23 protein-coding genes and 1 tRNA gene are annotated in these 19,289 nt (G+C 62.5%); 7 read left to right on the top strand and 17 right to left on the bottom strand.

Annotated features, from left to right (window positions below; all coding sequences use genetic code 11):
* Window positions 1-17: 17 nt before the first annotated feature.
* From ACSFBL_RS05390 to ACSFBL_RS05380, 3 genes are all read left to right on the top strand, one after another.
* Window positions 18-94: transfer RNA gene (locus tag ACSFBL_RS05390), tRNA-Pro, on the top strand.
* Window positions 95-188: 94 nt separating this feature from the next.
* Window positions 189-641 carry a hypothetical protein gene (locus ACSFBL_RS05385; protein ID WP_435514726.1) on the top strand — a complete coding sequence of 151 codons (453 nt, stop codon included), beginning with the start codon at window positions 189-191 and terminating at the stop codon, window positions 639-641.
* A 3-nt stretch (window positions 642-644) separates the two neighbouring features.
* Window positions 645-1,421, top strand: coding sequence for a DUF1828 domain-containing protein (locus ACSFBL_RS05380; protein ID WP_435514725.1), 777 nt, complete (start codon window positions 645-647; stop codon window positions 1,419-1,421).
* An 18-nt stretch (window positions 1,422-1,439) separates the two neighbouring features.
* On the opposite strand, the gene ACSFBL_RS05375 is transcribed toward ACSFBL_RS05380, so the two are convergent.
* Window positions 1,440-1,652, bottom strand: a complete 213-nt coding sequence (locus ACSFBL_RS05375; RefSeq protein WP_435514724.1) for a hypothetical protein — start codon at window positions 1,650-1,652, stop codon at window positions 1,440-1,442.
* A gap of 721 nt (window positions 1,653-2,373) precedes the next feature.
* On the opposite strand from ACSFBL_RS05375, the gene ACSFBL_RS05370 reads away from it, so the two are divergent.
* Entirely contained in the window at window positions 2,374-2,952 is a 579-nt protein-coding gene (locus ACSFBL_RS05370) for a DUF4124 domain-containing protein (RefSeq protein ID WP_435514723.1), read from the top strand.
* Between the two features lie 121 nt (window positions 2,953-3,073).
* Here the strand turns inward: ACSFBL_RS05370 and ACSFBL_RS05365 are convergent, their stop codons facing one another.
* The 14 genes from ACSFBL_RS05365 to ACSFBL_RS05300 form a co-directional block, all read right to left on the bottom strand.
* Window positions 3,074-3,271 (bottom strand): excisionase, encoded by a 198-nt coding sequence (locus ACSFBL_RS05365; RefSeq protein ID WP_435514722.1) that lies wholly within the window; start codon window positions 3,269-3,271, stop codon window positions 3,074-3,076.
* A gap of 28 nt (window positions 3,272-3,299) precedes the next feature.
* Window positions 3,300-3,542 (bottom strand): excisionase, encoded by a 243-nt coding sequence (locus tag ACSFBL_RS05360; protein ID WP_435514721.1) that lies wholly within the window; start codon window positions 3,540-3,542, stop codon window positions 3,300-3,302.
* Window positions 3,532-3,825, bottom strand: a complete 294-nt coding sequence (locus ACSFBL_RS05355; protein ID WP_435514720.1) for a hypothetical protein — start codon at window positions 3,823-3,825, stop codon at window positions 3,532-3,534. The genes ACSFBL_RS05360 and ACSFBL_RS05355 overlap by 11 nt, the downstream gene beginning before the upstream one ends.
* Window positions 3,826-3,980: 155 nt before the next feature.
* Window positions 3,981-4,361 carry a helix-turn-helix domain-containing protein gene (locus tag ACSFBL_RS05350; protein WP_435514719.1) on the bottom strand — a complete coding sequence of 127 codons (381 nt, stop codon included), beginning with the start codon at window positions 4,359-4,361 and terminating at the stop codon, window positions 3,981-3,983.
* Between the two features lie 187 nt (window positions 4,362-4,548).
* Entirely contained in the window at window positions 4,549-6,000 is a 1,452-nt protein-coding gene (locus ACSFBL_RS05345; protein WP_435514718.1) for a LamG-like jellyroll fold domain-containing protein, read from the bottom strand.
* Between the two features lies 1 nt (window position 6,001).
* A complete protein-coding gene (locus ACSFBL_RS05340; RefSeq protein WP_435514717.1) occupies window positions 6,002-7,168 on the bottom strand; it encodes a hypothetical protein in 1,167 nt (388 codons plus the stop codon).
* A gap of 72 nt (window positions 7,169-7,240) precedes the next feature.
* The gene (locus tag ACSFBL_RS05335; RefSeq protein WP_435514716.1) at window positions 7,241-7,411 is read right to left on the bottom strand and encodes a hypothetical protein; all 171 of its coding nucleotides are present in this window, start codon (window positions 7,409-7,411) and stop codon (window positions 7,241-7,243) included.
* Between the two features lie 31 nt (window positions 7,412-7,442).
* The gene (locus tag ACSFBL_RS05330; protein WP_435514715.1) at window positions 7,443-7,838 is read right to left on the bottom strand and encodes a hypothetical protein; all 396 of its coding nucleotides are present in this window, start codon (window positions 7,836-7,838) and stop codon (window positions 7,443-7,445) included.
* Window positions 7,835-8,359, bottom strand: a complete 525-nt coding sequence (locus ACSFBL_RS05325; RefSeq protein WP_435514714.1) for a hypothetical protein — start codon at window positions 8,357-8,359, stop codon at window positions 7,835-7,837. Before ACSFBL_RS05325 ends, ACSFBL_RS05330 begins: the two co-directional genes overlap by 4 nt.
* Window positions 8,356-8,694: a hypothetical protein gene (locus ACSFBL_RS05320; RefSeq protein WP_435514713.1), complete on the bottom strand. Its 339-nt coding sequence runs from the start codon at window positions 8,692-8,694 to the stop codon at window positions 8,356-8,358. Before ACSFBL_RS05320 ends, ACSFBL_RS05325 begins: the two co-directional genes overlap by 4 nt.
* A 23-nt stretch (window positions 8,695-8,717) precedes the next feature.
* Window positions 8,718-9,437 (bottom strand): ATP-dependent Clp protease proteolytic subunit, encoded by a 720-nt coding sequence (locus ACSFBL_RS05315; protein WP_435514712.1) that lies wholly within the window; start codon window positions 9,435-9,437, stop codon window positions 8,718-8,720.
* Window positions 9,434-9,697: a hypothetical protein gene (locus ACSFBL_RS05310; RefSeq protein WP_435514711.1), complete on the bottom strand. Its 264-nt coding sequence runs from the start codon at window positions 9,695-9,697 to the stop codon at window positions 9,434-9,436. Before ACSFBL_RS05310 ends, ACSFBL_RS05315 begins: the two co-directional genes overlap by 4 nt.
* 845 nt (window positions 9,698-10,542) lie before the next feature.
* Window positions 10,543-13,158 (bottom strand): phage/plasmid primase, P4 family, encoded by a 2,616-nt coding sequence (locus ACSFBL_RS05305; protein WP_435514710.1) that lies wholly within the window; start codon window positions 13,156-13,158, stop codon window positions 10,543-10,545.
* Between the two features lie 732 nt (window positions 13,159-13,890).
* Window positions 13,891-15,300 (bottom strand): tyrosine-type recombinase/integrase, encoded by a 1,410-nt coding sequence (locus tag ACSFBL_RS05300; protein WP_435514709.1) that lies wholly within the window; start codon window positions 15,298-15,300, stop codon window positions 13,891-13,893.
* Between the two features lie 500 nt (window positions 15,301-15,800).
* Between ACSFBL_RS05300 and ACSFBL_RS05295 the strand changes: the two genes are divergently transcribed.
* From ACSFBL_RS05295 to ACSFBL_RS05285, 3 genes are all read left to right on the top strand, one after another.
* Entirely contained in the window at window positions 15,801-16,568 is a 768-nt protein-coding gene (locus ACSFBL_RS05295; protein ID WP_435514708.1) for a transglutaminase-like domain-containing protein, read from the top strand.
* Between the two features lie 238 nt (window positions 16,569-16,806).
* On the top strand, window positions 16,807-17,229 hold the full coding sequence (locus ACSFBL_RS05290) for an FHA domain-containing protein (RefSeq protein ID WP_435514707.1): 423 nt from the start codon (window positions 16,807-16,809) through the stop codon (window positions 17,227-17,229).
* A gap of 59 nt (window positions 17,230-17,288) precedes the next feature.
* Window positions 17,289-17,891, top strand: coding sequence for a hypothetical protein (locus ACSFBL_RS05285; RefSeq protein ID WP_435514706.1), 603 nt, complete (start codon window positions 17,289-17,291; stop codon window positions 17,889-17,891).
* On the opposite strand, the gene ACSFBL_RS05280 is transcribed toward ACSFBL_RS05285, so the two are convergent.
* Window positions 17,845-18,339: a glycosyltransferase gene (locus tag ACSFBL_RS05280; protein ID WP_435514705.1), complete on the bottom strand. Its 495-nt coding sequence runs from the start codon at window positions 18,337-18,339 to the stop codon at window positions 17,845-17,847. The two genes, ACSFBL_RS05285 and ACSFBL_RS05280, sit on opposite strands and share 47 nt — an antisense overlap.
* The gene (locus ACSFBL_RS05275; protein WP_435514704.1) at window positions 18,281-19,177 is read right to left on the bottom strand and encodes a glycosyltransferase family protein; all 897 of its coding nucleotides are present in this window, start codon (window positions 19,175-19,177) and stop codon (window positions 18,281-18,283) included. The genes ACSFBL_RS05280 and ACSFBL_RS05275 overlap by 59 nt, the downstream gene beginning before the upstream one ends.
* Window positions 19,178-19,289 lie beyond the last annotated feature (112 nt).

Below are 19,289 nucleotides of genomic sequence, written 5' to 3'. Positions count from 1 at the left end.
GCTATAATCGGGAGCTTCGGTGTGTGGCGCAGCCTGGTAGCGCACTTGCATGGGGTGCAAGGGGTCGAAGGTTCGAATCCTTTCACACCGACCAGTATTGACGGGGGTTAGCAGCGTAGTAGTTGCTAACCCCTTCGTCATTTCTGATGTGTGATGCCCTACCGGTGCCCTAGAAAAAGAGCGAGGAAATGAACAAGGTCCCCGAGGCCGAGGCCCGAGCGCTGCTTGCCAACGCTCTCTACGCCCACGATTGTGACGACTGGAGCGTGTGGCGATTGCAGCCGGGCACGCACGAGGTCAGCGTCGGCTTGGTCGACGCTGACGGCGTCGGGGTGCGGATGCAGGTGGTGTTGCGCTTTCATCGCGGTCGCAAGACAGATATCGCGCACTACCTCTTCAGCGTCTACAAGCAAGAGCCGCACGGCCTTGAGCGGGTGTATCAATTGGATGCGAAGCAATGGCCCAAGTTGGTCAAGACCGAGCACATGAAGCCGCACGAGCATTGGGGCGACAAACGAATCATGGGCGACCGGTCATGGTCAGTCTGGACGTTCGAGCAACTCCTTGCCTATTTCACTGAGCAGACGAGAATCGAGTTTGCTCCGCCTCCGGAACATCCGGAAGTCCTAATCCTCAAATGAATCATGAACGCGGTTTGTAGCGATCTCGCCGCCATCATCGGCGTCACCTGCTATCCCCTTTCGGACGACGGCAGCGTAGCCATGCTCGATACATCATTCAAATTTGCCGACGGGGACGACGCTCCCGTGTACGTGGAAAAGGCGGCGGGGCAGGTCCGGTTCTTTGATGATGGTGGCGTGCTGCTCCACTTTGCCGGCCGGGGCGTCCGGATCGATGACTACAGGAACGTCAAATTCATTCAGAACCTCGGTGCGCCCAATGGCGTCAAGCTGAACGAAGCGGGTGAACTAGAAGTCTGGGCTAACGAGAGGGGCGCACCTGCGGCCTTCGCGAACTACGTATCGACGCTGGTGGCGCTCACTACCTGGGAGCGGGACCAGGAAGGTGTGTCGACGGATATGACGCTCCTAATTGACGAGGTCGAAATGTGCCTGAGAGCAATTTCGCCTGATTGGCTGCCCTCCGTGCACCCCGAGTTCGTCGGCGTCTCCGGGCAGGTCTATCAACTTGATTTCGACTTCAAGGGCAAGGCCGTCATCGCGATCACGCCGCAAAAAGTGACAGTGAGCGCCGCTATTCGGAAGCTCTTGGACATCAAGAGCAAGGCGTCAAACATCGGATTCGATCCGCTAATCGTTTTGGATGACAGAGTCGACCCCGACGGCGCGAAGAGCGAAGGGCGGGTCCTCGATGCTGTCGGTAGGGTCTGGCCTATGAGCAGACTTGAGGTGGCGGCGCAAGTCGGTCCGGCCGGCGCGCAGTTTTTGTTTCGCACCTGAGCGGCCGGGGTCGCCTGCTCAAATCGGCGAGCGCCCGTAGGTGGCAAGGTCGGAATCGGCAGAAATCCAACCCTCTCGCACGCCTTGTTCAATCTCCCCCTCGACTCGATTAAGCCCGTCGATAGTTTCAAGCAGCGACGACATAAGGTCCGCCCGTTCTACGTCACCGTCCGCGCGAACGGCTTCGATCTCGGCGACCAGCTTCGCGCGCGCTGCATCGTTATCGGCCATGGTGTGAACCTCCAGAGCGAAAGTGTGACATGAGACGCTGCGTCTCGGCCCGGGACGCCTCATCCGACAAGTCCAGCGCGTCCAGCGCGTTGAGAACGGATGCTGTGAGCGTTGCACGCCGGAGGTTCTCAATTGCATTGTCCACATCGCCCGAGGTGTAGCCGTACGCAGCGGCCTCGCGGTCGATGCATTGGCGCTGTAGTTCGAGGACAGACTTCAGGTCGCATTCGGACGCGTCCGGCTGGCTCGCGAAAGACGTTGAGATCAACACAGCAAGACCTGCGAGCTTGGTGAGGGTCCCTTGCCCGAGGTTGTGACTGAGGCGAAGGCGCTTGGATTCGTCGGGGCAGTGCATTGTCAATTCGTTTAAATGAGTGTCTTGGAGCACTCAATGTAACTAGAATGAGCATTGCAAGGGGTCGGACGTAGGTTAATTCCTCCGTATGTGTGACTTAATGCCGATTCTTCTGCTTGCGCAAATGCTAAATCGATGCTCAGCGTTTGCGAAACTTTGTCAAAACGGCACGTTCGTACTCGGCGCTAGGCAGGCCACAGCCTGACCTAAGGGAAGGCGGGTGGCTTCGGTCGTCCCGCCGACTGTTGAATCCTTCCAGATCTCGACGTCGCGCGCCCGGTTCCAAGAACCGTGAATTTGTTCCAGGAGGCAGCCACACTCTGCGGCTAGGCTCGCACGGTCAAAACAACACCAACGGCAACTGCAATGAACGGTTTTACGGCTCGACGACTGCTCGGCATCGGTTTCGCATTGGCTCTCGTCTCAGCCGCGCTCCCTGCATCAGCACAGGTCTACCGGTGCAAGAACGCGGCGGGCGGGACCGAGTTCCAGGCCACCCCCTGTGGCGGCGCGGCGAAGGGGGAGCAGGTGGAAGTGCGGCCGGCTTCAGGCGCCGCACCAGCGCGCGCTGTGGATATCACTCCGGTAAAGCAAACACCGGACGCACCGGCCACCGACGGCGGCTCGGCAATGGCGGGCAACATGAAGAAGCACCTTGCCAAGTTGGAAAGCGAACGCTTGAAACGCGAAGCAGACCAGGCCGTCGACGACAAGAGAAACCAGATAACGGCTCAGCGTCAGCAGTGCGCGGCGCGCATCGACGCCGTTCGAGCTCAGAAGTCGCGCGCCGCTAACAATCTGGCCGGCGCGACGTGGGAAGGTGCGATCTCGCAAGAGATGCAGTCTCTAGCCGCTCAGTGCGAGAGCGAGTCGCGGATACTGCAGTCCGACTTGGACGACCTGCGGCGTGTGGCTGCTGAACGTGGGCGCGAGGTTGTGCGATGAGCCGCAATGTCGAACAGCATTGCTCGATCAGAACTGTGTAAGGCCGGAGATGGAAGAGGTTGGAAAACTAAGGCGCTGAGATGGAACGCGCGCGCGCAAACGATAGCGCTGCAGCCTCTCGCTAGCTCCTGCGAAGCATCCACCTCTGGACCCCTTCGCGATCGATCAAGATCGTGCCGTCAGGGTCCTTGATGTACTCACGCATCAAAACCCATTTGCCCTCTTCGATCTTGCGCCGGATGGATTTTTCCGTGCGACCTGTGATGGCGGCATAGACGCGAATCATCACGAAGCGGTCGGGCGCGATGTAGACGGGCACGGGCGGCGGTGAAGCGGCGTTCATCCCCCTAGTTGCCCCGAAGAATCCACTTCTGGACCCCCTCGCGGTCGATCAGCACGGTGCCGTCGGGGTCCTTGATGAACTCTCTGCCACTTAACCACTTGCCGTCCCTGATCTTCATTCGAATGGAGTTCTCGCTACGGCCGGTGATGGCGGCGTAGACGCGGACCATCACGTAACGGTCGGGCGCCAAGTAGACGGGCGGCGCGACCGCCGCATCTATCTCCCGCTGCAAAAAGCTAGTTGCCACGAAGAATCCAGTCCTGGAGCCCTTCGCGGTCGATCAAGATCGGCTCGATGGGGTTGCCGAGGGGGCGAAGGTGCCCCTGGCCCTTAAGCATGTTGCGGTAACTGTTGACCACCACGGCCTTGACCTCGCGCGCCACCGGGGTGCCTGCCGCTACGATCGTCCCGTCGTCCAAAACGATCGCGAGCCGGGCCGGCTTGCCGTTGACAGTGACCCGCAGGTTTTCGTGCGAGGCGGCGCTGATCACGATGCCGTCCAGCGTGCCGGTTGTTTGATCGCCGATCATTGCACGCTCCCGAGTTCAGGATCGAACGACAGCGCTGCGGCCAGGGCTGCGGCACGAATAGATGCGTGGTCAGAGACTTCGTTCATTGGTGTCCTTCAAGGCGGGTGCTGCAGTTTGCCAATGATGTCGTCAGTGGTCGCGCATAACCCGCCGTCTCATGTGCGAAATGCGCTTCGCATTTGCGCAACGTCTGCAGGCGCATGGGTTTGTGCCGAAACCTCCGGTGGTTTCGCAGGAAACCTCATTTGCTGTGCGGAGCCAAGAGCTTCAGCGCAACGAGCGGCGCGCGCGCTAGGCAGTTTGGTGCGCAGGCCGGGCACCCGCATGCGTGCGGCGGTCTGCTCAATGATGACGCGCTCGATGTGCGCCATCACGTCTTTGGTCAGCAACACGTATGAGCGGCCGATGCGCCCGGCGGGTAGCGCGCCGGCGCTGATGAGGTCTTGCACAGTCTTAGGGTGGACCTTCATCAAGTCCGCCGCGCCCACCAGATCAACTGTTGGTCCGATGTCCGTGCGAAGTGGTGCTGACGCCATCTATAGCCGCCTCTCTCGATCCGGATGAGGTCAGTCTACCTGCTGCGGCGTCGGTCGCCGTGTCGTCGGTCGCCTCCGAGTAGTCTTGCCCCAATGCCGGCTCGCGGTGCACGAGGTCGGTGGGGTTCGCGGCAGCGGGTTCCGCGGGGGTGTCAAAGACGATGTCCAGTACTGCCATTGGGTGCTCCTAGTTGATGATGGTGGGCGTGAGGTTGTCGCCGACGACGGCGCGTTCGTCGTGCGTGTGGTCGAAGGCAACGACGGTGTAAGTCTGCAGTTCGTCGACGTAGTCGAACGAATAGGCGCCGGTGATGGGATCGCTCCACGTTTCACGCATGGGAAGGAAGTCCCGTTCTCGGACCAGGCGAACGCGAACGCGCACAGGCACGTTGTTTGGGATGCCTACCTTTCGGGTCGTGCCGCTGATGCGGCCAACGCCTTGACCGAGTACGCCGCTGATGTAGTCGGTGCGACCGCGCAGAGGGCGCACGACGGGTGCCCCGGCGCCGAACGTTGTTGGAACGCTGGCCGCCGACGGAAGCGCCATGGACAACGCCGGCGCTGTCCTGCCACGAACAGTGTTCCGAACGATGCGCTGGCCCGTGCTGATCGCGTATTCGGTGGCGGGAATCGAAACGCCTTCGCCGTTGCCCAACGCCTCGCCGTTGAACAAAAAGAACTCGTCGAGGTAGCCCGTGAATGAATCGTTGCCGGTGTTGAACTGCCCGATCGTGAGCGTCCCCGCAGGTAGCGGATTCGGGTAGCTGATGCCCCCCGCGAACACCGTGTTGAGGTAGATCGACAACTGGCCGTTTGAGCGTTCCAGCGTTGCCGTGTTCCAAGAGTTCGCGGTTGGCGACTGCGCCGGCCCCGCCAGCGTGATGGTGCCGTTTGGCGTCGTAAACAAGGACAGGGCGTGCGTCGTCGGCTTCAGGTACAACTCCAGGTTGATGCCGTTCGCGCCAATGGTGAACAAGGCCCGCGACGTGGTCGTTGCGGTGCCGTCCCAATAGAACTGAATCTGCGCCGTGAAGTCGCCGGGGATGGCCGCATGTGGAACGCTCACGTTGCCGGCCACGAATGCACCTGAGGCCGCGCCGAACTTGGACTGCGTCGTGCTGATTGTCGGCAGCGTGCTGCCCGCGCGCGTAACCGTCTTGCCGCCAACTTCGGTGAAGGTCGTCGAGCCGTTGGTGCCGTTGAAGTGGAGAACAATCTGCTCCAGCGGCGCGGCCGAACTGGTCCTTGTCTTCGACCCTGGCCAGGTGATGCCGACGAAGGGTGTCGACGGCGTCCAAGTGGTCGCGTCGTCGGAATACTGCAGCCGGCACAACAGCAGGAACTTCGTTGCGTCTGCGTTCGCGCCGATGCAGATGTCGGTGACATCCTGCGGCGAGCCGCCGAAGTCCCAATTTAGCACTAGGCTCTTCAGCGCCGATGCACTCCACGCTGCGCCTGTGCTCGTGTCGTTGTCCTTGAGGTTCGCAAGCGCTCCGGTAGTCGGTGCAACGCTGGATGTCAGCGATGCCGATGCGTCGACGCGAGTTGTCCCCGCGAGCAGTTGAAACTCGGTGATGTCGAGGCCGGCGAGCCCGTAGGCTTCAAGGCCGACCGCACGCCAGTAGCGATGCGCAGCCATATCAGCGCCACGGTCCCGTGACGTCGAAGAAGACGATACCGGTGTTGCTTGATGTGGATGCGCTGTTGAGCGCCGTAGATGCGTCATTAGAGGTCGCTGCCGCAAGGTTGCGACCAGCGAGGGCGCCCGCTCCGGGGGTTCGGTCTCCGAGCTTGAAACTATTCCACAGTCCACTCTGGAGGCCGCTGTAGATGCCGGGCAGGTTGGCACGAGGGACGGTCGTTCCGGTGGCCGGTGCTGTCAGATACTTAGTTGCCAGCAGCAACGAGCCGTCCACCGGGCTAGGAAATACGCCCAGTGTGCTGGTGATGCCGGAATTCTGCGTCGACAGATTTCCGTAGACATATGCCGATGCGAGCACCGCAGAGCCCAGTCCGCTGTACTCCCTAGGCAGGGCAAACTGAGCTACACCGGTGCCCCCTGTCGCACCGTCGTACTGCGTCGAGACACTCGCCGACGAGGAATAATTCAACGTGCACGCATACGCGTCGCCCCCCGGTTTGAGCGGGGCGACATCGCCGAACATGCGGCCGGCGGTGATCTGATTGAGCGGGCTCACTCCCGAGCCGGATTGAATGTTGATGTAGAAGGTGCGGCCGTCCCCGACCAGGGACCACTGGACAGCGGTGCTGTTGGCAACTTGGCTCTTGGCCCAGTAGCCCCCGCCGGGAGTTTGTGCGGCAGTCGGGAACGCCCCCACACCGGTGTTGACGTCGCTCATCGACTCGTATCCGACCACGCGCGCAGAAGTCGTGCCGGTGTCGTCGACGCGAAGCAGCATCTTGGTCGAGGCCGGGTCATTCGACAGGTACGCCGCCAGGTTGGTGCCCGTGAAAGGCTTGAGCCACCCCATCGGCGCCATCTTCATCGTTGGCGATGAGAGGGTCGCCGTGCCGTTGGACTCGGCTGTCGCGAAGGTGAGCGACAGCGCGTTCTTGGTCAGCACCTTCTGTTCGCCATTCAGGGCGACCTTGTCGGTGACGCCTGCGATGAGCACCACAGCGTCCTTCAAGGCCGCGAAGGTGCCCGATGGCCATGTGACCGTTGCGATGCCGCCGGCGACCACGATGGAAGTCGGCGTGATGGTGTTGAAGCCGTCCTTCAAGCAGGCGTCCAGAAGCGCGACCAAGGAGCCGGCCGTGCCGCTGAGCACGGGCGCGTTGGGCATCGTGCTGTCGAAATACTTAACGCTGGTGTCTACGGGAGATGTCATGTTTCTTTCTTTCCTGGAGTGGTTCGCTCAGTGCGGCGGGTGTTCGTCTTCGATGGGCCGATATGGCGTCAGGTCCAGCGGGTTGAGATGCCGCAGCGACGCGGCGACGATGTGGACGCCAGGTCCGACCACGCGGACCGCGCCGGCGGTGCCGACAGGTTCGAGTCGTAGTCCGCTTGCCTTGATGGCGGCGCGCACTCGCTGCTCGTTTCTTGTTTGCGTATGCACGTCAAGCCCCTTTGAACTTGCAGTTCGGCCCGACCGCCCCGCGCACAGGCTCCAACCCTTCGAGCACCGCGGCGGCGATCAGCGCGCCGACGCTGACGTAGGTGCGCCCGCGGCGCTCGGCTCGGTGCTTGAGGAAATACGCACCACGTCCTGCGAGAGTCACGTGTGGATTCGGCGTGCTCACGATGAATTCGCGAGCGCAGTTGACTTGCCCGATGAAGTCTCGATCAGTGGGCAGCGGCGCGTCGCGGTGGAACCCGAAGCGTCCGAGGTCGGGTAGGCGCGCTGCGACGAGCGCGAGATCTTCGGGCGTCGTGATCCTGACGGGCCGCGGCGCTGGCGCGAGGGTCGACGCACACACGTCGAGTTCGTCGTGTTCGAAGTCCAAGCTGCTCATTTCCCGTCCTCCATCAAGATGGCTGCTGCCGCGCGCTGACCCGGTCGGGGTTCCCATTCGATGCCCTCGCGCTCGGCAGTGCGCAGGTACTGCTCTTCCTTGACCTCAAGTGCCGTGATCTGGTCGCGGATATCAGACAACCGCTTCGCTCGCTTTTCGGCGTCCAGCCCTTCGGGCATCTCGTCGAGCAGCGGCAGGAAACTGGCGTACAACCCCTCCCTGCCGATGGCAAGGGTGAGCCATGCGCGCGTTTCCTTCGCAAGCGTGTCCACAGCCGCGCGCGGGTCTTCGTATTGATTGAACTCGGGGACGAGCAGATCGACGTCCTCGCCGGCCGCTTGGCGCTTGATGCGATCCAACATGAGGTCTGACGCTTCGTCGTGCCAAAGGTCGATGCGTGCGCAGAAATCCGCGCGCAGTTCCTCTCGCGATGGCGACGAGTTCGCAGGGTCAATCAGTTGTTCCCCGAGATCGGCGATCTGTGCGCGAACGCTTTCGATCTTCTTTGTGATGTTGGTCATGCTGTAGTCACTCCGTGTTTTTTCGCTAGGGCACGGAGGTCGGAGGTGTAGTTGACCCAGAGGTTGGCGCGTCGGGCGAGTGGCGGAAGTGCGGCGGCTCGACGCGCTGCTCGCTGCTCAAGGGCGCTGACGTTTGCGCGCAGGGTTTCCAGTGGGGTGTGAAGCGCACGGCGCGCGCGCGCCAGAATCTCGGCCTCTTGCAGTTCGGCGCGCGCATCGCGCAGGTCGAGCAGTGCGTCAGTGTGGGCGGCCCGAGCTTGATGGTCGGCGCCGACTGCAGCTTCGCCGCGGTCGAGTAAGACGAACAGACGGTCGGTGTCGATAGTTGCTGCCATTTGTCTTTTCTCCAGGTTGGTTGTTACTTGCGCGCCGACCAGATGTCGACGGTTGACGCTTGTGTGTTGGGTTGGGGCAGGCGAGGGAGCAGGGCGGCGCGGACCTGTTCGAGTGAGGTGCCGGCCCCTATAAAGCCCGCGGCGTCCTGTGGCCGTTTGGCGAGGTCGCACAGTGCGTGAATCTCGGCCGCAACGTTTAGGGGCCGCGCTGCCGGTCGGCCTGCCGAAAGGGCGGCACGGACGTGTGCTGGGACACGAGCGTGCGCGGCGAAGGCGGCTTGGCGCTTCGTGTGGTCGACGACTTCGGTGGCGAAACCATTGGCGAGTGCATCGCGAGCGCCCAACCAGGTCTCCTTTGCGAGCAGCTTCCGAAGTGCGACCTCGCCCATGCTGGTGCGTGCTTTGAACACGGAGACGACCTCTTCGAGCACTTCGTCAGCCACCGGGGCAAGCGCAAGAAACGTATTGCTCGGCATGCTGCGGCGTGCGCCGGCCATCGCGACAACGGCCGCAGCGCCGCAGGCAACTCCGACCACCTTCGTTGTCACCGACTTCCTGGAGGCGGTCAGTTCGCGATGCATGTCGATTCCGGCAAGTACCGAACCACCGAGCGAGTCGATTTCCACACATATCGACGTGCCGTCGTGCGCGAGCAGGTCGGCGCGGAAGGCGTCGGCCCGGAATTGGTTGATCTCGCCGTAAATCTGTAGGGTGTTGCCGGCGAGGGCATAGAGCCTCTTCACGTGCGCGGCTCGGCTGCGAAGAGGTCGACGTCGGCGCCGGACGCTGTGCCCTTGGCCCGGCGGTCTTCGAGGAAGTCGAACAGGCTGGAGCCGCGCACGTATTGCGACGTGCCGATCTGGAGAATCTCGACGTTGCCAAGCTGGCCGGCCGCGGCTGCGACGAGAAAGAGCTTGGTGCTGAGGCCGGCTTCTTCTGCCGCCTTTGCCACGGGCATCAGGTGGTAAATCAGCTTCGGCGGTGTAGCGTTTTGGGTGCTCATGTAGCCTTTCAATCAATGACAAGGCCTCATGTTCGATGTTTAGGCTCGACACAGCCTGCGGCACAATTTCGCCGCCGCTCCCACGATCTCCGCAGCGTTCACCGCGGGCGAATCTGCAGCGGATTGCGCAAACGCGATGAATCAAGTTTTACCCGGATGAAATCTCGCGAGCACCGGGCCTCTCAGTCCCCGCACGTAGCTTGCGACCCTCCAGGAGCCTCTCGCCCTTCGCATCCGTACCTGGGCGGGAGCGCGGGGTGAGGCGGCGAGGGCACTAGCGGCCCCGTGGCGCGTCGATCAGGATGTAGGTGATGGTTGAGGTCGGTACTCGGCTGCACGCTCATCCAGACCCACGAGCCAGTAACGCGCGTCCGTGGCATCACCGTGATACGCCGCCGGGAGCCATGCACCAAGCTTGCCGTACTCGGCTTGCAACTCGTCCAGGGGCGGACACGTCACGTCACCCGCTCGCGCATCAAGCGCTCGTGCCAACACCGGCATCCAGGAGTCGGGCAGGTGAATCGTAGATAGATACGTCGCGGCGATCCTCGCTGCCGTGTGCGGCAGGCGTTCAGCATCTGCGCGGAGCACACGAAGTACTGCGAACTCGTGCGGTGTCGGCGCTCGGGGTGAGGTCATGTGCTGCCAGGTGCGTTGTGGTGCTGAAGTTAGAAACGTGGCCAGACGTTGGGGCGATGACGAGGCATCTGTCGGACATCGCGTGCGCCTTAGCTGCCAGCGGGGGTTTGACGGTTTGACGGGTTGACGGGTTAGGGTCTCTTTTACAAAACCTCTATACGTGTATGAAGGAGGTCTATGAAAAAGGCCCTTAACCCGTCAACCCGTCAAAAAAAAGGGGCCGAATCATCAGTCTTTCCGCTGATTTCTGACTTAAGCCGTACTCCCCTGCGTCCGCGCGCCCCCGTTGGAGTCCTAAACGTTGGGAAGCGACCCTCTAGACGACGTCCGAGTGCGACAGATGACTTCACATAGTTAAGAATCCCGCGGCTCTTGGCGAACTGTTCCCAAGACAACCAGAGCCGATTCGACTCTTCCGAATACCCCTCGGCGACGTCACAGCAGTCCTCAAGCCACTCGGCCAGGAGGTCCATTTGCGACCGGTACGATTCCCGTGCCGCCTGCACTGCCTTCGGGGGCGTCAGACCCTCCCTTTGGTATGCCAACGCAGCACGGACGCACAGCGCAAGAATGCCGGGCAATTCCGCCAGCAGTTTTTCCGCGCGCTGTGGGTCATTCGTCACCGTCGGGTCGTTTTCGAAGTTGCGATCAAAGGGCATCAACACCAGCCGGCGCCAAATGCCGTTGTCGCTGCCTTTGATGATGGGCTTGTGGTTTGTCGGCATGAACACCGTCCACGTCGGCATGATCTCAACACTGGTCGTCGCGTACACCCCGCGCGCCGTGATCGCATCGCCGCCCGTCATTGCCTTTACTGCGGCTTCGCGCAGTTCGCCGTTTTCTTCAGGCTCGCTCACATACAGGAAGCGCGCGCCGCGCAGCCGGACCAAGTCTTCCCGCGCGCCGCCGGCGTTGCCGGTCTTCCCGTCGCTGATGAACGTGCTGGCGTCGGCCACTCGGGCGTACCCCCCGAACGCCTGGCGCACCACGCCGAAGACCGTGGACTTGCCGTTGGAGCCATTGCCGAAGGGGATGATCATTTTGTCCTGGTCAGGCTTACCCATGAGCGCATAGCCGAGCGTCCGATAGAGATACTGCGCGAGTTCGTCGTCGCCCTTGAACGCGTCCAGCACCGTCTGCTCGAACAGGGGTGCCTGCGCGCTCATGTCCCCGTCACAGCCGGCCACCAACGTGATGCGGTGCTCGCGGTCGGGCTGCACAAGGAGGCCCGTGCGCAGGTCAATCGCGCCGTTGCGAACACCGAGGAGGTGGCTGTGCTTGTCGAGCTCTGCGGCAGGCACAAAGGTGCGCGGGTTGGCACGCGCGAGGGCGACCATATTCTTCACCATCTTGGCCTGCTGACTGACGGAACACCAGGCGTAGAAGGATTCCAGGTCGTCTTTGCGCACTTGGTCGATCTCGCCGCCCATGTCCTTCACCGTCTCGGCGGCAAGGTGCTCGATCTCCACCTGCACAGCCTTGCGCCAGTAGACGCCGGTCCACATGTACCATGCGTCCAACTCGGGCACGTACATAAGCTGTTCACCGAAGCGATCGAGCATGCGCTCGGTGTTGCCGAATTCGGTGTATGGATGCGACGTTCCCACCGCGCGGGGGTCACGCGGCGGAAGCAGCAGATCGTTCGCCGCCCTGACAGGTAGCAGCGTGCCGGTTAGGGCCTTGTGCCGCTGTTGGAGTACGCCGATGATCTCTGCGCGGAGCAGCGGGGCGTCCGGCATCAATGGCCGGACCTTGCGGAGCACTTCGCCACTGAGCGCCGTACTGTCGGCGGCCTCGTTGATCAGAGTCCGAATCTGCTCGACATTGGCACGGGCCTCATCTGCGATTTTCTTTCGTTGCGCCTCGTGGCACTTGGCCAGCAGCCATCGCAACGTGACAGGTGGGCCGCGGTATTTGCCGAATGACCGCCACTTGTAGCCATACTTGCTAGGGTCGTGCTTTGTCGACTGGGCGCCCATATCGCGCCACGCCTGCAGCGCGTCCGCCTCGCGATCGGTGCCTTCATACTCATGGTGCAAGGCCATGCCGTAGTTGACCCATCCGTCATAGTCGATGTCGTCGTTCTCGAAGTGCGGCAGGTGGTCCCTAGCCAATTCGTCGAATGGCATACCCACCCGTGGTACCAGCGCGAGCAGGTCGTCAACCGATCCTGCACTAGGTCCGCGGACGTGGCCGGCTGCGCGCATTTGGACATCCGACGCCTCGTTTACCAGGCGGGCCGCTTCGTCCAATAGTGCCGCAATCTGTCCACTGGTGACCAGGGGGAGACTGGCAGCAGCCGCCCACTCCAAGCCGCCGAACATGTCGACCCATCGATATTCACGCTTCGTATCTGGGTGCACGTGATAGCCGACGAACTGTTGGCCTGCACCGAGCACTTCGACCCTTTGGTCTTTTGGATTGGTGGCGTCTCGGAATGCCACGCTGTAGACCTTCGACCATCCGGCCTCGGCTGCGCGGTAAACCAGCAGGCTGCGCGGCGCGGCGCCAATGCGCTCGGGTGCGGCACCGAGGTTGTCCTGACACCAGGCGATCAGCGCAGGGCCAATGGTCGGGTGCGTAATGTCGATGTCGACTGCGCAGACCGGCGCGTCACCCACCCCGCAGAGTACGCCCACTCCGTAGTTAATGAACTGTGCAAGGTCGGCGGTGGTGCCGAAAACGCGGTCTTTCCATTTGACATCGTCACCAGGGTATTTGAGCCCCGGAGCGATGGGCAGCACGCTGTATCCATTGTTGATCAAGGCGGGCGCCACCGTCGCGAAATGCCCGCACGCTTGCGGAAGATCGCGCGCACTCATGCCGCACCCCTCTGCGCGAATGCGCAATTTTCCACTTGCCTGTTTTTTGAGCAGTCGCTAAAATCGCGTGCAAGGTTACTTTCGACGGTGGCCTGATTTTCTAGAGCGCCGGCCCCTGCCAGGGTCGGCGTTTTCATTTGTGGCGCCATGCTGGTACGCCCCCGGCCAGGTAGGCACGTACGTCCCCGACGTTCCACGCGGTGTGCTGCGGCCCCAACTTGCGCGGCCGCGGGAACGCGGGGTCCAGCCGTACGCGCCGCCACGTGGTGCACACGCTTTGCGCGAGCAGGCCGGACACCACGTCGACGCGGACGTGAGCGGAGTTTGGGAGGGAGTCGAAATTCTGAAGCGCGACGGGGACTGCCGGCTTTTCTTTTGCAGGTCGGGACATGAGTTGAATTTCCAGGCACGGTTTTCCAATCGACCAACCTGCCCGATTGATCGCCGTGCCGGATTTACGACTCCGACCGATTTGCACCTTGCGGTGCGCTCCATCTCGACCTGCTTGCGTGTCAGGCTTACCTCAGCATCGCCGCCGTGTTGGCGCCTTCCGGGGCCGTCAGTCGGGCACCTCGGTATCTCTGGTTAGGAGCCCGCGAGACTGCGGGGTCACGAACGCCACAAAGGGGCAGGGCGCGCGATCAGTTGACACAGAGTATATCGTAAAAAAGTCAATGAAATCAACAACTTAGTGTGCGCCATCGCTCAACGACTACGCAGTTTTGGGGCACATCAGGAGCCCGCTAGGGCCGTCTCGATCTCGCGGCCCAGGACGTCCCACGCGGCGCGCTTCTCCGGCGCATAGTCGTGCTGCAGATAGGAGGGGCGCGCCTTGCTACCGCCCGGTAGAACGTGGTTCAGGCACCTGTCGACGACGTCGGGGTTGACGCCTGCTTTCTGCATCATGGTGGCGCCGGTGCGCCGCAAGTCGTGAGGGGTCCACTCGCCAGTGGTGCCCTTCGACAGCACGAGTGAGTCGTCGTTGGTTCGGTTCTTAAGCGGCTTCGTGCGCTCCTTGAATTTGGTCTGACGGTCGCCCACTTGTTTCGAGACGCTCTTCACGTCTACGTGCCGATCGCCTACGGTCGAATTGCGAGCCGGGAAGCACCACTTCGAATCCTGATTTCGAATCTCCTGCAAGGATTTGAATTGACGGATTGCGAACGGGCTCAGGTAGACGATGTGGTCCTCTTGCGTGGAGTTAGTCTGCTTCGTGTTCTCGACCGGGATGCGCCACACACCGGCCTGCAGATCGACATGCTCCCATCGGGCTTGCAGCAGTTCGCCGATGCGGCACATGGTCGACAAGCAAAGCCAAAGAGCGGCGCGACTCGCGGCGGTCAGGCCGTGCGCGCCCACGCGCTTGTTCTCGCGCGCGGCGCGGTCGGTCGACATGCTGTCCAGGATGTCGCGCAGTTCGCGCAGTTCGGCCGGCGATAGGCGTCGCTTGCGCGTGTCGTCCAAACTGTAAGTCGGCGAGACGATCTTCTCGATTTCGAGAAGGGCCGCGGGGTTCTGCTCGATCAGCAGGGCGCGCCACGGCTGGCGTTTCTCGGCCCATCCGAACAACTGCACCAGGTCGCGGTACACACGCACGGCCATGCGGTTGCGCTTGCGCTCGACGATAGCGCGCAGCAAGGCGCGCAGGTCGTGCTCGGTGATGTGCTTAACCGGCTTGCTGCCGATCGCGGGGTGCACGTCCTTGTTGAAGGCGCGCCGCAGTTCGTCGTTGCCGTCCTTGCGCCGAACACCGTCGCGCAACCACTCTTCAAACATGGCGGTGAACGGGAGCAGCGAGGCTCGCTCTTTCTCCGCAGCAACGCGCCGCTGTTCGGCCTCAGCGCGTGCGCGCTCGGCATCGTCGGCAGCCTGCTCTTGGAAGTCGGTACCGGCGCGCGCTAACGACTGAATGCGCTGGTTCTCGGTCACCGCATCCGCAAGCGACATGAGGCCGGGGCCGTTGGCTCCGTATGGCTTCGGCAGCCGTGCTTCACGCTGCTTGCCGTCGATCATGTACTTGACGATCCACCGCTTCTCGCCGCTAGTCGACACGCGGATATACAGGCCGGTGTCGACAGTGAGTTTGTACGGTGCAACTTTGGGCCGTGCGGCCTCGATCGCTTTGACTGTCAGTTTCGCCATTTGTGCCCTAACTTGCCCTAAATATCGTGAGTCGGCATTTTATGGCCTTCAGGCAGTTGATATGAAGAATACGCGAGAAAAACGTTGTATATCAACGAGTTAAGTGTCGATTCTTTGTGTCACATCGGAGCAGGCCGCGGCAACGAAAAGCAAGTTTTAAGTGCATGGGGTGCAAGGGGTCGAAGGTTCGAATCCTTTCACACCGACCAATTCAGTGTCCGGACTTGTCCGGCAAGCTCCAAGAAGCCCTTGAGAATTACCGCTCAAGGGCTTTTTTCTTTGTGGGCGTTGTTCGGGATTCCTCCGCCTACGTCGCACGCCTGACCCCCCTTGGATCGTGGCTATACGCGATGCGGCTGCCGAAACGCAATGTTCGGTGGCGCACATACAGGCGTTCGGGTTTGCCCTAGGCTGCTTCGATCCACGAATCAACTGCGAGGACGGGCATGCAAATCAAGGTCGGTTTCGAAATGACGTATCAGTGTCCTCAGCCGACGCCCATGATCCTGACGTTGAGCATCCACCATTCGCGCGCGTCCGATCTGATCCGGCCCGACCACCTGTTGACGCATCCGACAGTCCAGATCACCGCCTACCGCGACATGTTCGGCAACTGGTGCAGCCGCCTGGTCGCGCCGCGAGGCAAGTTCGTCGTCACCTCATCGGCGCTCGTCAACGACACCGGGGAGGTCGACGTCATCGATTTCAATGCGGCGCAAGTGCCGGTGGAGCGCCTGCCGGAATCGACGCTGATCTATCTGCTCGGAAGCCGCTACTGCGAGACCGACCGGCTCTCGGACATTGCTTGGCAACGTTTCAGCCCGGGCCCGACCGGCTGGGCGCGTGTGCAGGCGATCTGCGACTTCGTGCATTCCCATATTCATTTCGGCTACCAGTACGCCCGAAATACGCGCACCGCCCTGGAGGCCTACCACGAAGGCCAGGGTGTTTGCCGTGACTACGCGCACCTCGCAATAGCGCTGTGTCGGTGCATGAACATTCCTGCACGCTATTGCACTGGCTATCTCGGAGACATCGGGACTGCGCCGCCTTACGGGGCCATGGATTTCGCGGCCTGGTTCGAAGCCTATCTCGGGGACCGCTGGTACACCTTCGACGCTCGCAACAACACGCCGCGCGTCGGCCGCGTACTGATAGCGCGAGGCCGGGATGCCTGCGATGTCGCGCTGTCCTCGACCTTCGGCCCCAACATCCTCGAAAGCTTCAAGGTCTGGACCGATGAGGTCGCCATGACTGCGGAGTCTTGAGCCGCATCAGCGAGATCGCTTTCCTCGGGAGTTTCTCTTTTGACGGGTCACCCCTTCAATTGCGCTATCGTCGGCCGATAACAGTAGCGCATGCGTGCTCTCCGGCGAGCCGGGTCGCGCGTAGGTATTCCCAAGTCCCTCAAGATCACTCCCGCTCATGGCGATGCCTATCATCGGCATGAAGAACCCCATTCAACCCGCCGCCGGCAGTCGCAGCCGTATCGGATAAGGAGTCACCATGCCGATGCTTCTGATGATGACCTCCGCCGGCGAGACGCGACAGGTCCTCCTTCAGCCCCATGACAACAAGGTCGGACGCGGCGCGACCAACGATGTCATCGTCGACTCCGGTCAGGCCAGCCGCGACCACGCGGTGATCGATGTCGAGCAGGCCTTCGTCACGATCACCGACCTCGGCAGCCGCAACGGGACATTCGTCAATGACGTGCGCATCGAGAGCCAGGTGCTCGTGCACGGAGACGCCATCCGACTGGGAACCTACGAGATGCGGTTCATCGCGACCGACCAGGAGTTCACCCAGGTCGAAGCGATGCGCATGATGACCATGCACGGGCTTCTGGTGAATCTCGATCAGGAGAGGGTGCAGGCGGACGCGCCCACGGCGCCGGGCGTGCCACGGAGTCAGCGCGGGCCGCTGTAGGTCGATTGACACGCCCTGGGGCACCGGGCGAAACTGGGCCGCACCTTTGGAGCCCCGCAATGATCACTGGCAAGTACTTCCTGGCAACGACCTGCACAGCCCTGCTGCTTGGAGCGACCGGCGGGATGGCCGGCGCCCAGACGCCCGCCAGGCAGAAGGTGGAACTCGAAGACGCGAGAGGCGGCTCGACGGTCGTATCCGTCGTCGGTGAGGTTACAGCGATCGATCTCACCCACCGCATCGTCTCGATCAAGGGCCCCAAGGGGAACATCGGCGAGATGAGGGTCGACCCGGCGGTCAAGAAGCTCGACCAGGTGAAGGTCGGCGATCGCGTTCGCCTCAGCTACCGAATCGGCGTGGCGCTCGCCCTGGTGAAGGGCGGCGACGGCATTCGCGAAAAGGTCGAGACCGACTCGGCCGCCGTCGCGGCACGCGGCGCGAAGCCGGGCGGGGTCGTCACGAAGCGCACGACCATCGTCGCGAATGTCGAAAGCGTCGATGCCAAGCGGGGCGTTGCCACGCTCCAGGGCCCCAGCGGCATGCTCTATGACGTGAAGGTGCGCGACCCGAAGGTGCTGCACGAGGTCAAGACCGGCGACCAGGTCGTGGCCAACATCACTGAAAGTGTCGCGCTCCGCGTTCAGCCTGCACCCACGAAGTGACGCCGGCAGCGGCAGGCATGCGCAGGTGCTCGATCAGGGCGTCCGCCGCGCAGCCGGGGCCATCCACGTCGACGTAATGCTGCCGCGCCCGGACGGCGCCTGCGGCGTAGGCGGGTTGCGTGACGATCTCGCGCACTGCTCGCGCAACCTTGGCCTCATCCATGTGCCGTGGGCCGATGGCGATGGCCATGCCTTGACGTATCGCCAGGGCCACGTTGAGTTCCTGTTCCGGCTGCAGCGGAAATCCAACGAAGGGCGTGCCGCTGACCATCGCCGTCTGCACGCTGCCCTGTCCACCCATGATCAGTGCCACGGTCGCGCGCGGCATGACGAGGTGGCTCGGCAGGATGCCTTCGACCAAGACGTCCGGACCCTCCAGATCGCCCAGTTCATGGATCGTCGCGCCGACGAGCACCGGCAGGCCGGCTTCCCGAACGCCGGCGACCACGCGCCGAATGAACGCCGGCGCGCTCGATGACAACGCGACATAGGCCACTGGCTGCGCGTGATCGAGAAAGTCGTCCACGCGATCGGGAACGGGCATGTCGAGCCGGGCGTAGATGGGGCCCGACGTAGCGCAACCGCGTCGATGGCCGATACGCTCCGCTGCCATTCGGTCGCCAGGCCGTCATGTCGGCGTCGGGAATGCCCAGCACCCCGGGCACGTCGGTGACCAAGGTCAGGTCGCCGAGCATCAGTGCGGCCAGGCTGGGGACCGGCTCGACGCCGAGTTCCGTCGCGATCTCGTTGAGGAAGGCGACAGGCGCTCGCAGGCGAGGCGGGCCGGCGTTCGCCATGAACCTCTGCATCGATGCGGGCAGCCAATCGAGCGGCGGGATCGGCGATTGCGAAGGCGCCGGCGCGAGGCCACGTTCGAACACCGGCGGAACGTAGGAGCCGCCGTGCGATGCGGCCACGGGAATACCGACGATGCGCGAGGACAGGTAGGCGGTCAACGTGAATCCGATCACGACCATCTCCGCCGAATGCGCACGCAGGAATTCGACCTCGCTGCGCACGCCATCGCGAACTTCGTCCGCCGTCTGAAGCCGGGACCCGGGCCTGCCGAGGGCGATGATGCCGGCCAGAAACTCCTCGCAGCGCCGCGTGTCCATGGTCGGTGACAGAAGCGTGTAGGGCATGCCTGCCTCGTCGAGGACGCGCGTGTAGGGACCGCCGTGCGTGGCGACCACCACCGGCTCGCCACGCGCCTGCAGCGCACGGGCTATGGCGAGCATTCGCGAGGTTTCGGAGAGAAAGCCGCAGTTGGGGAACAGGGCGATCATGGGGCCTCCGTGGCGTTGGCGATCGCCAGGTCGACCGCATAAAGGTAATATATTACTTATGGATTCGCGACGTCAAATTCTCAGCCTTGGCCTGGAGGCGAAAAGGGGTGCT

This window comes from Variovorax glacialis, from assembly GCF_051216375.1.
Lineage (GTDB): Bacteria > Pseudomonadota > Gammaproteobacteria > Burkholderiales > Burkholderiaceae_C > Variovorax.
Note: the sequence above shows the minus strand (reverse complement) of the source record. Positions and strands in the feature narration are given on the sequence as shown.

Excerpts from the sequence above, each read along its gene's own strand:
- ACSFBL_RS05325 (WP_435514714.1), bottom strand. The coding sequence starts at position 8,359 with ATGACCAACATCACAAAGAAGATCGAAAGCGTTCGCGCACAGATCGCC.
- ACSFBL_RS05345 (WP_435514718.1), bottom strand. The coding sequence starts at position 6,000 with ATGGCTGCGCATCGCTACTGGCGTGCGGTCGGCCTTGAAGCCTACGGG.
- ACSFBL_RS05385 (WP_435514726.1), top strand. The coding sequence starts at position 189 with ATGAACAAGGTCCCCGAGGCCGAGGCCCGAGCGCTGCTTGCCAACGCT.
- ACSFBL_RS05370 (WP_435514723.1), top strand. The coding sequence starts at position 2,374 with ATGAACGGTTTTACGGCTCGACGACTGCTCGGCATCGGTTTCGCATTG.
- ACSFBL_RS05305 (WP_435514710.1), bottom strand. The coding sequence starts at position 13,158 with ATGAGTGCGCGCGATCTTCCGCAAGCGTGCGGGCATTTCGCGACGGTG.
- ACSFBL_RS05285 (WP_435514706.1), top strand. The coding sequence starts at position 17,289 with ATGATCACTGGCAAGTACTTCCTGGCAACGACCTGCACAGCCCTGCTG.
- ACSFBL_RS05300 (WP_435514709.1), bottom strand. The coding sequence starts at position 15,300 with ATGGCGAAACTGACAGTCAAAGCGATCGAGGCCGCACGGCCCAAAGTT.
- ACSFBL_RS05380 (WP_435514725.1), top strand. The coding sequence starts at position 645 with ATGAACGCGGTTTGTAGCGATCTCGCCGCCATCATCGGCGTCACCTGC.
- ACSFBL_RS05375 (WP_435514724.1), bottom strand. The coding sequence starts at position 1,652 with ATGGCCGATAACGATGCAGCGCGCGCGAAGCTGGTCGCCGAGATCGAA.
- ACSFBL_RS05295 (WP_435514708.1), top strand. The coding sequence starts at position 15,801 with ATGATCCTGACGTTGAGCATCCACCATTCGCGCGCGTCCGATCTGATC.
- ACSFBL_RS05355 (WP_435514720.1), bottom strand. The coding sequence starts at position 3,825 with ATGATCGGCGATCAAACAACCGGCACGCTGGACGGCATCGTGATCAGC.
- ACSFBL_RS05350 (WP_435514719.1), bottom strand. The coding sequence starts at position 4,361 with ATGGCGTCAGCACCACTTCGCACGGACATCGGACCAACAGTTGATCTG.
- ACSFBL_RS05340 (WP_435514717.1), bottom strand. The coding sequence starts at position 7,168 with ATGCCCAACGCGCCCGTGCTCAGCGGCACGGCCGGCTCCTTGGTCGCG.
- ACSFBL_RS05275 (WP_435514704.1), bottom strand. The coding sequence starts at position 19,177 with ATGATCGCCCTGTTCCCCAACTGCGGCTTTCTCTCCGAAACCTCGCGA.
- ACSFBL_RS05310 (WP_435514711.1), bottom strand. The coding sequence starts at position 9,697 with ATGAGCACCCAAAACGCTACACCGCCGAAGCTGATTTACCACCTGATG.
- ACSFBL_RS05290 (WP_435514707.1), top strand. The coding sequence starts at position 16,807 with ATGCCGATGCTTCTGATGATGACCTCCGCCGGCGAGACGCGACAGGTC.
- ACSFBL_RS05320 (WP_435514713.1), bottom strand. The coding sequence starts at position 8,694 with ATGGCAGCAACTATCGACACCGACCGTCTGTTCGTCTTACTCGACCGC.
- ACSFBL_RS05330 (WP_435514715.1), bottom strand. The coding sequence starts at position 7,838 with ATGAGCAGCTTGGACTTCGAACACGACGAACTCGACGTGTGTGCGTCG.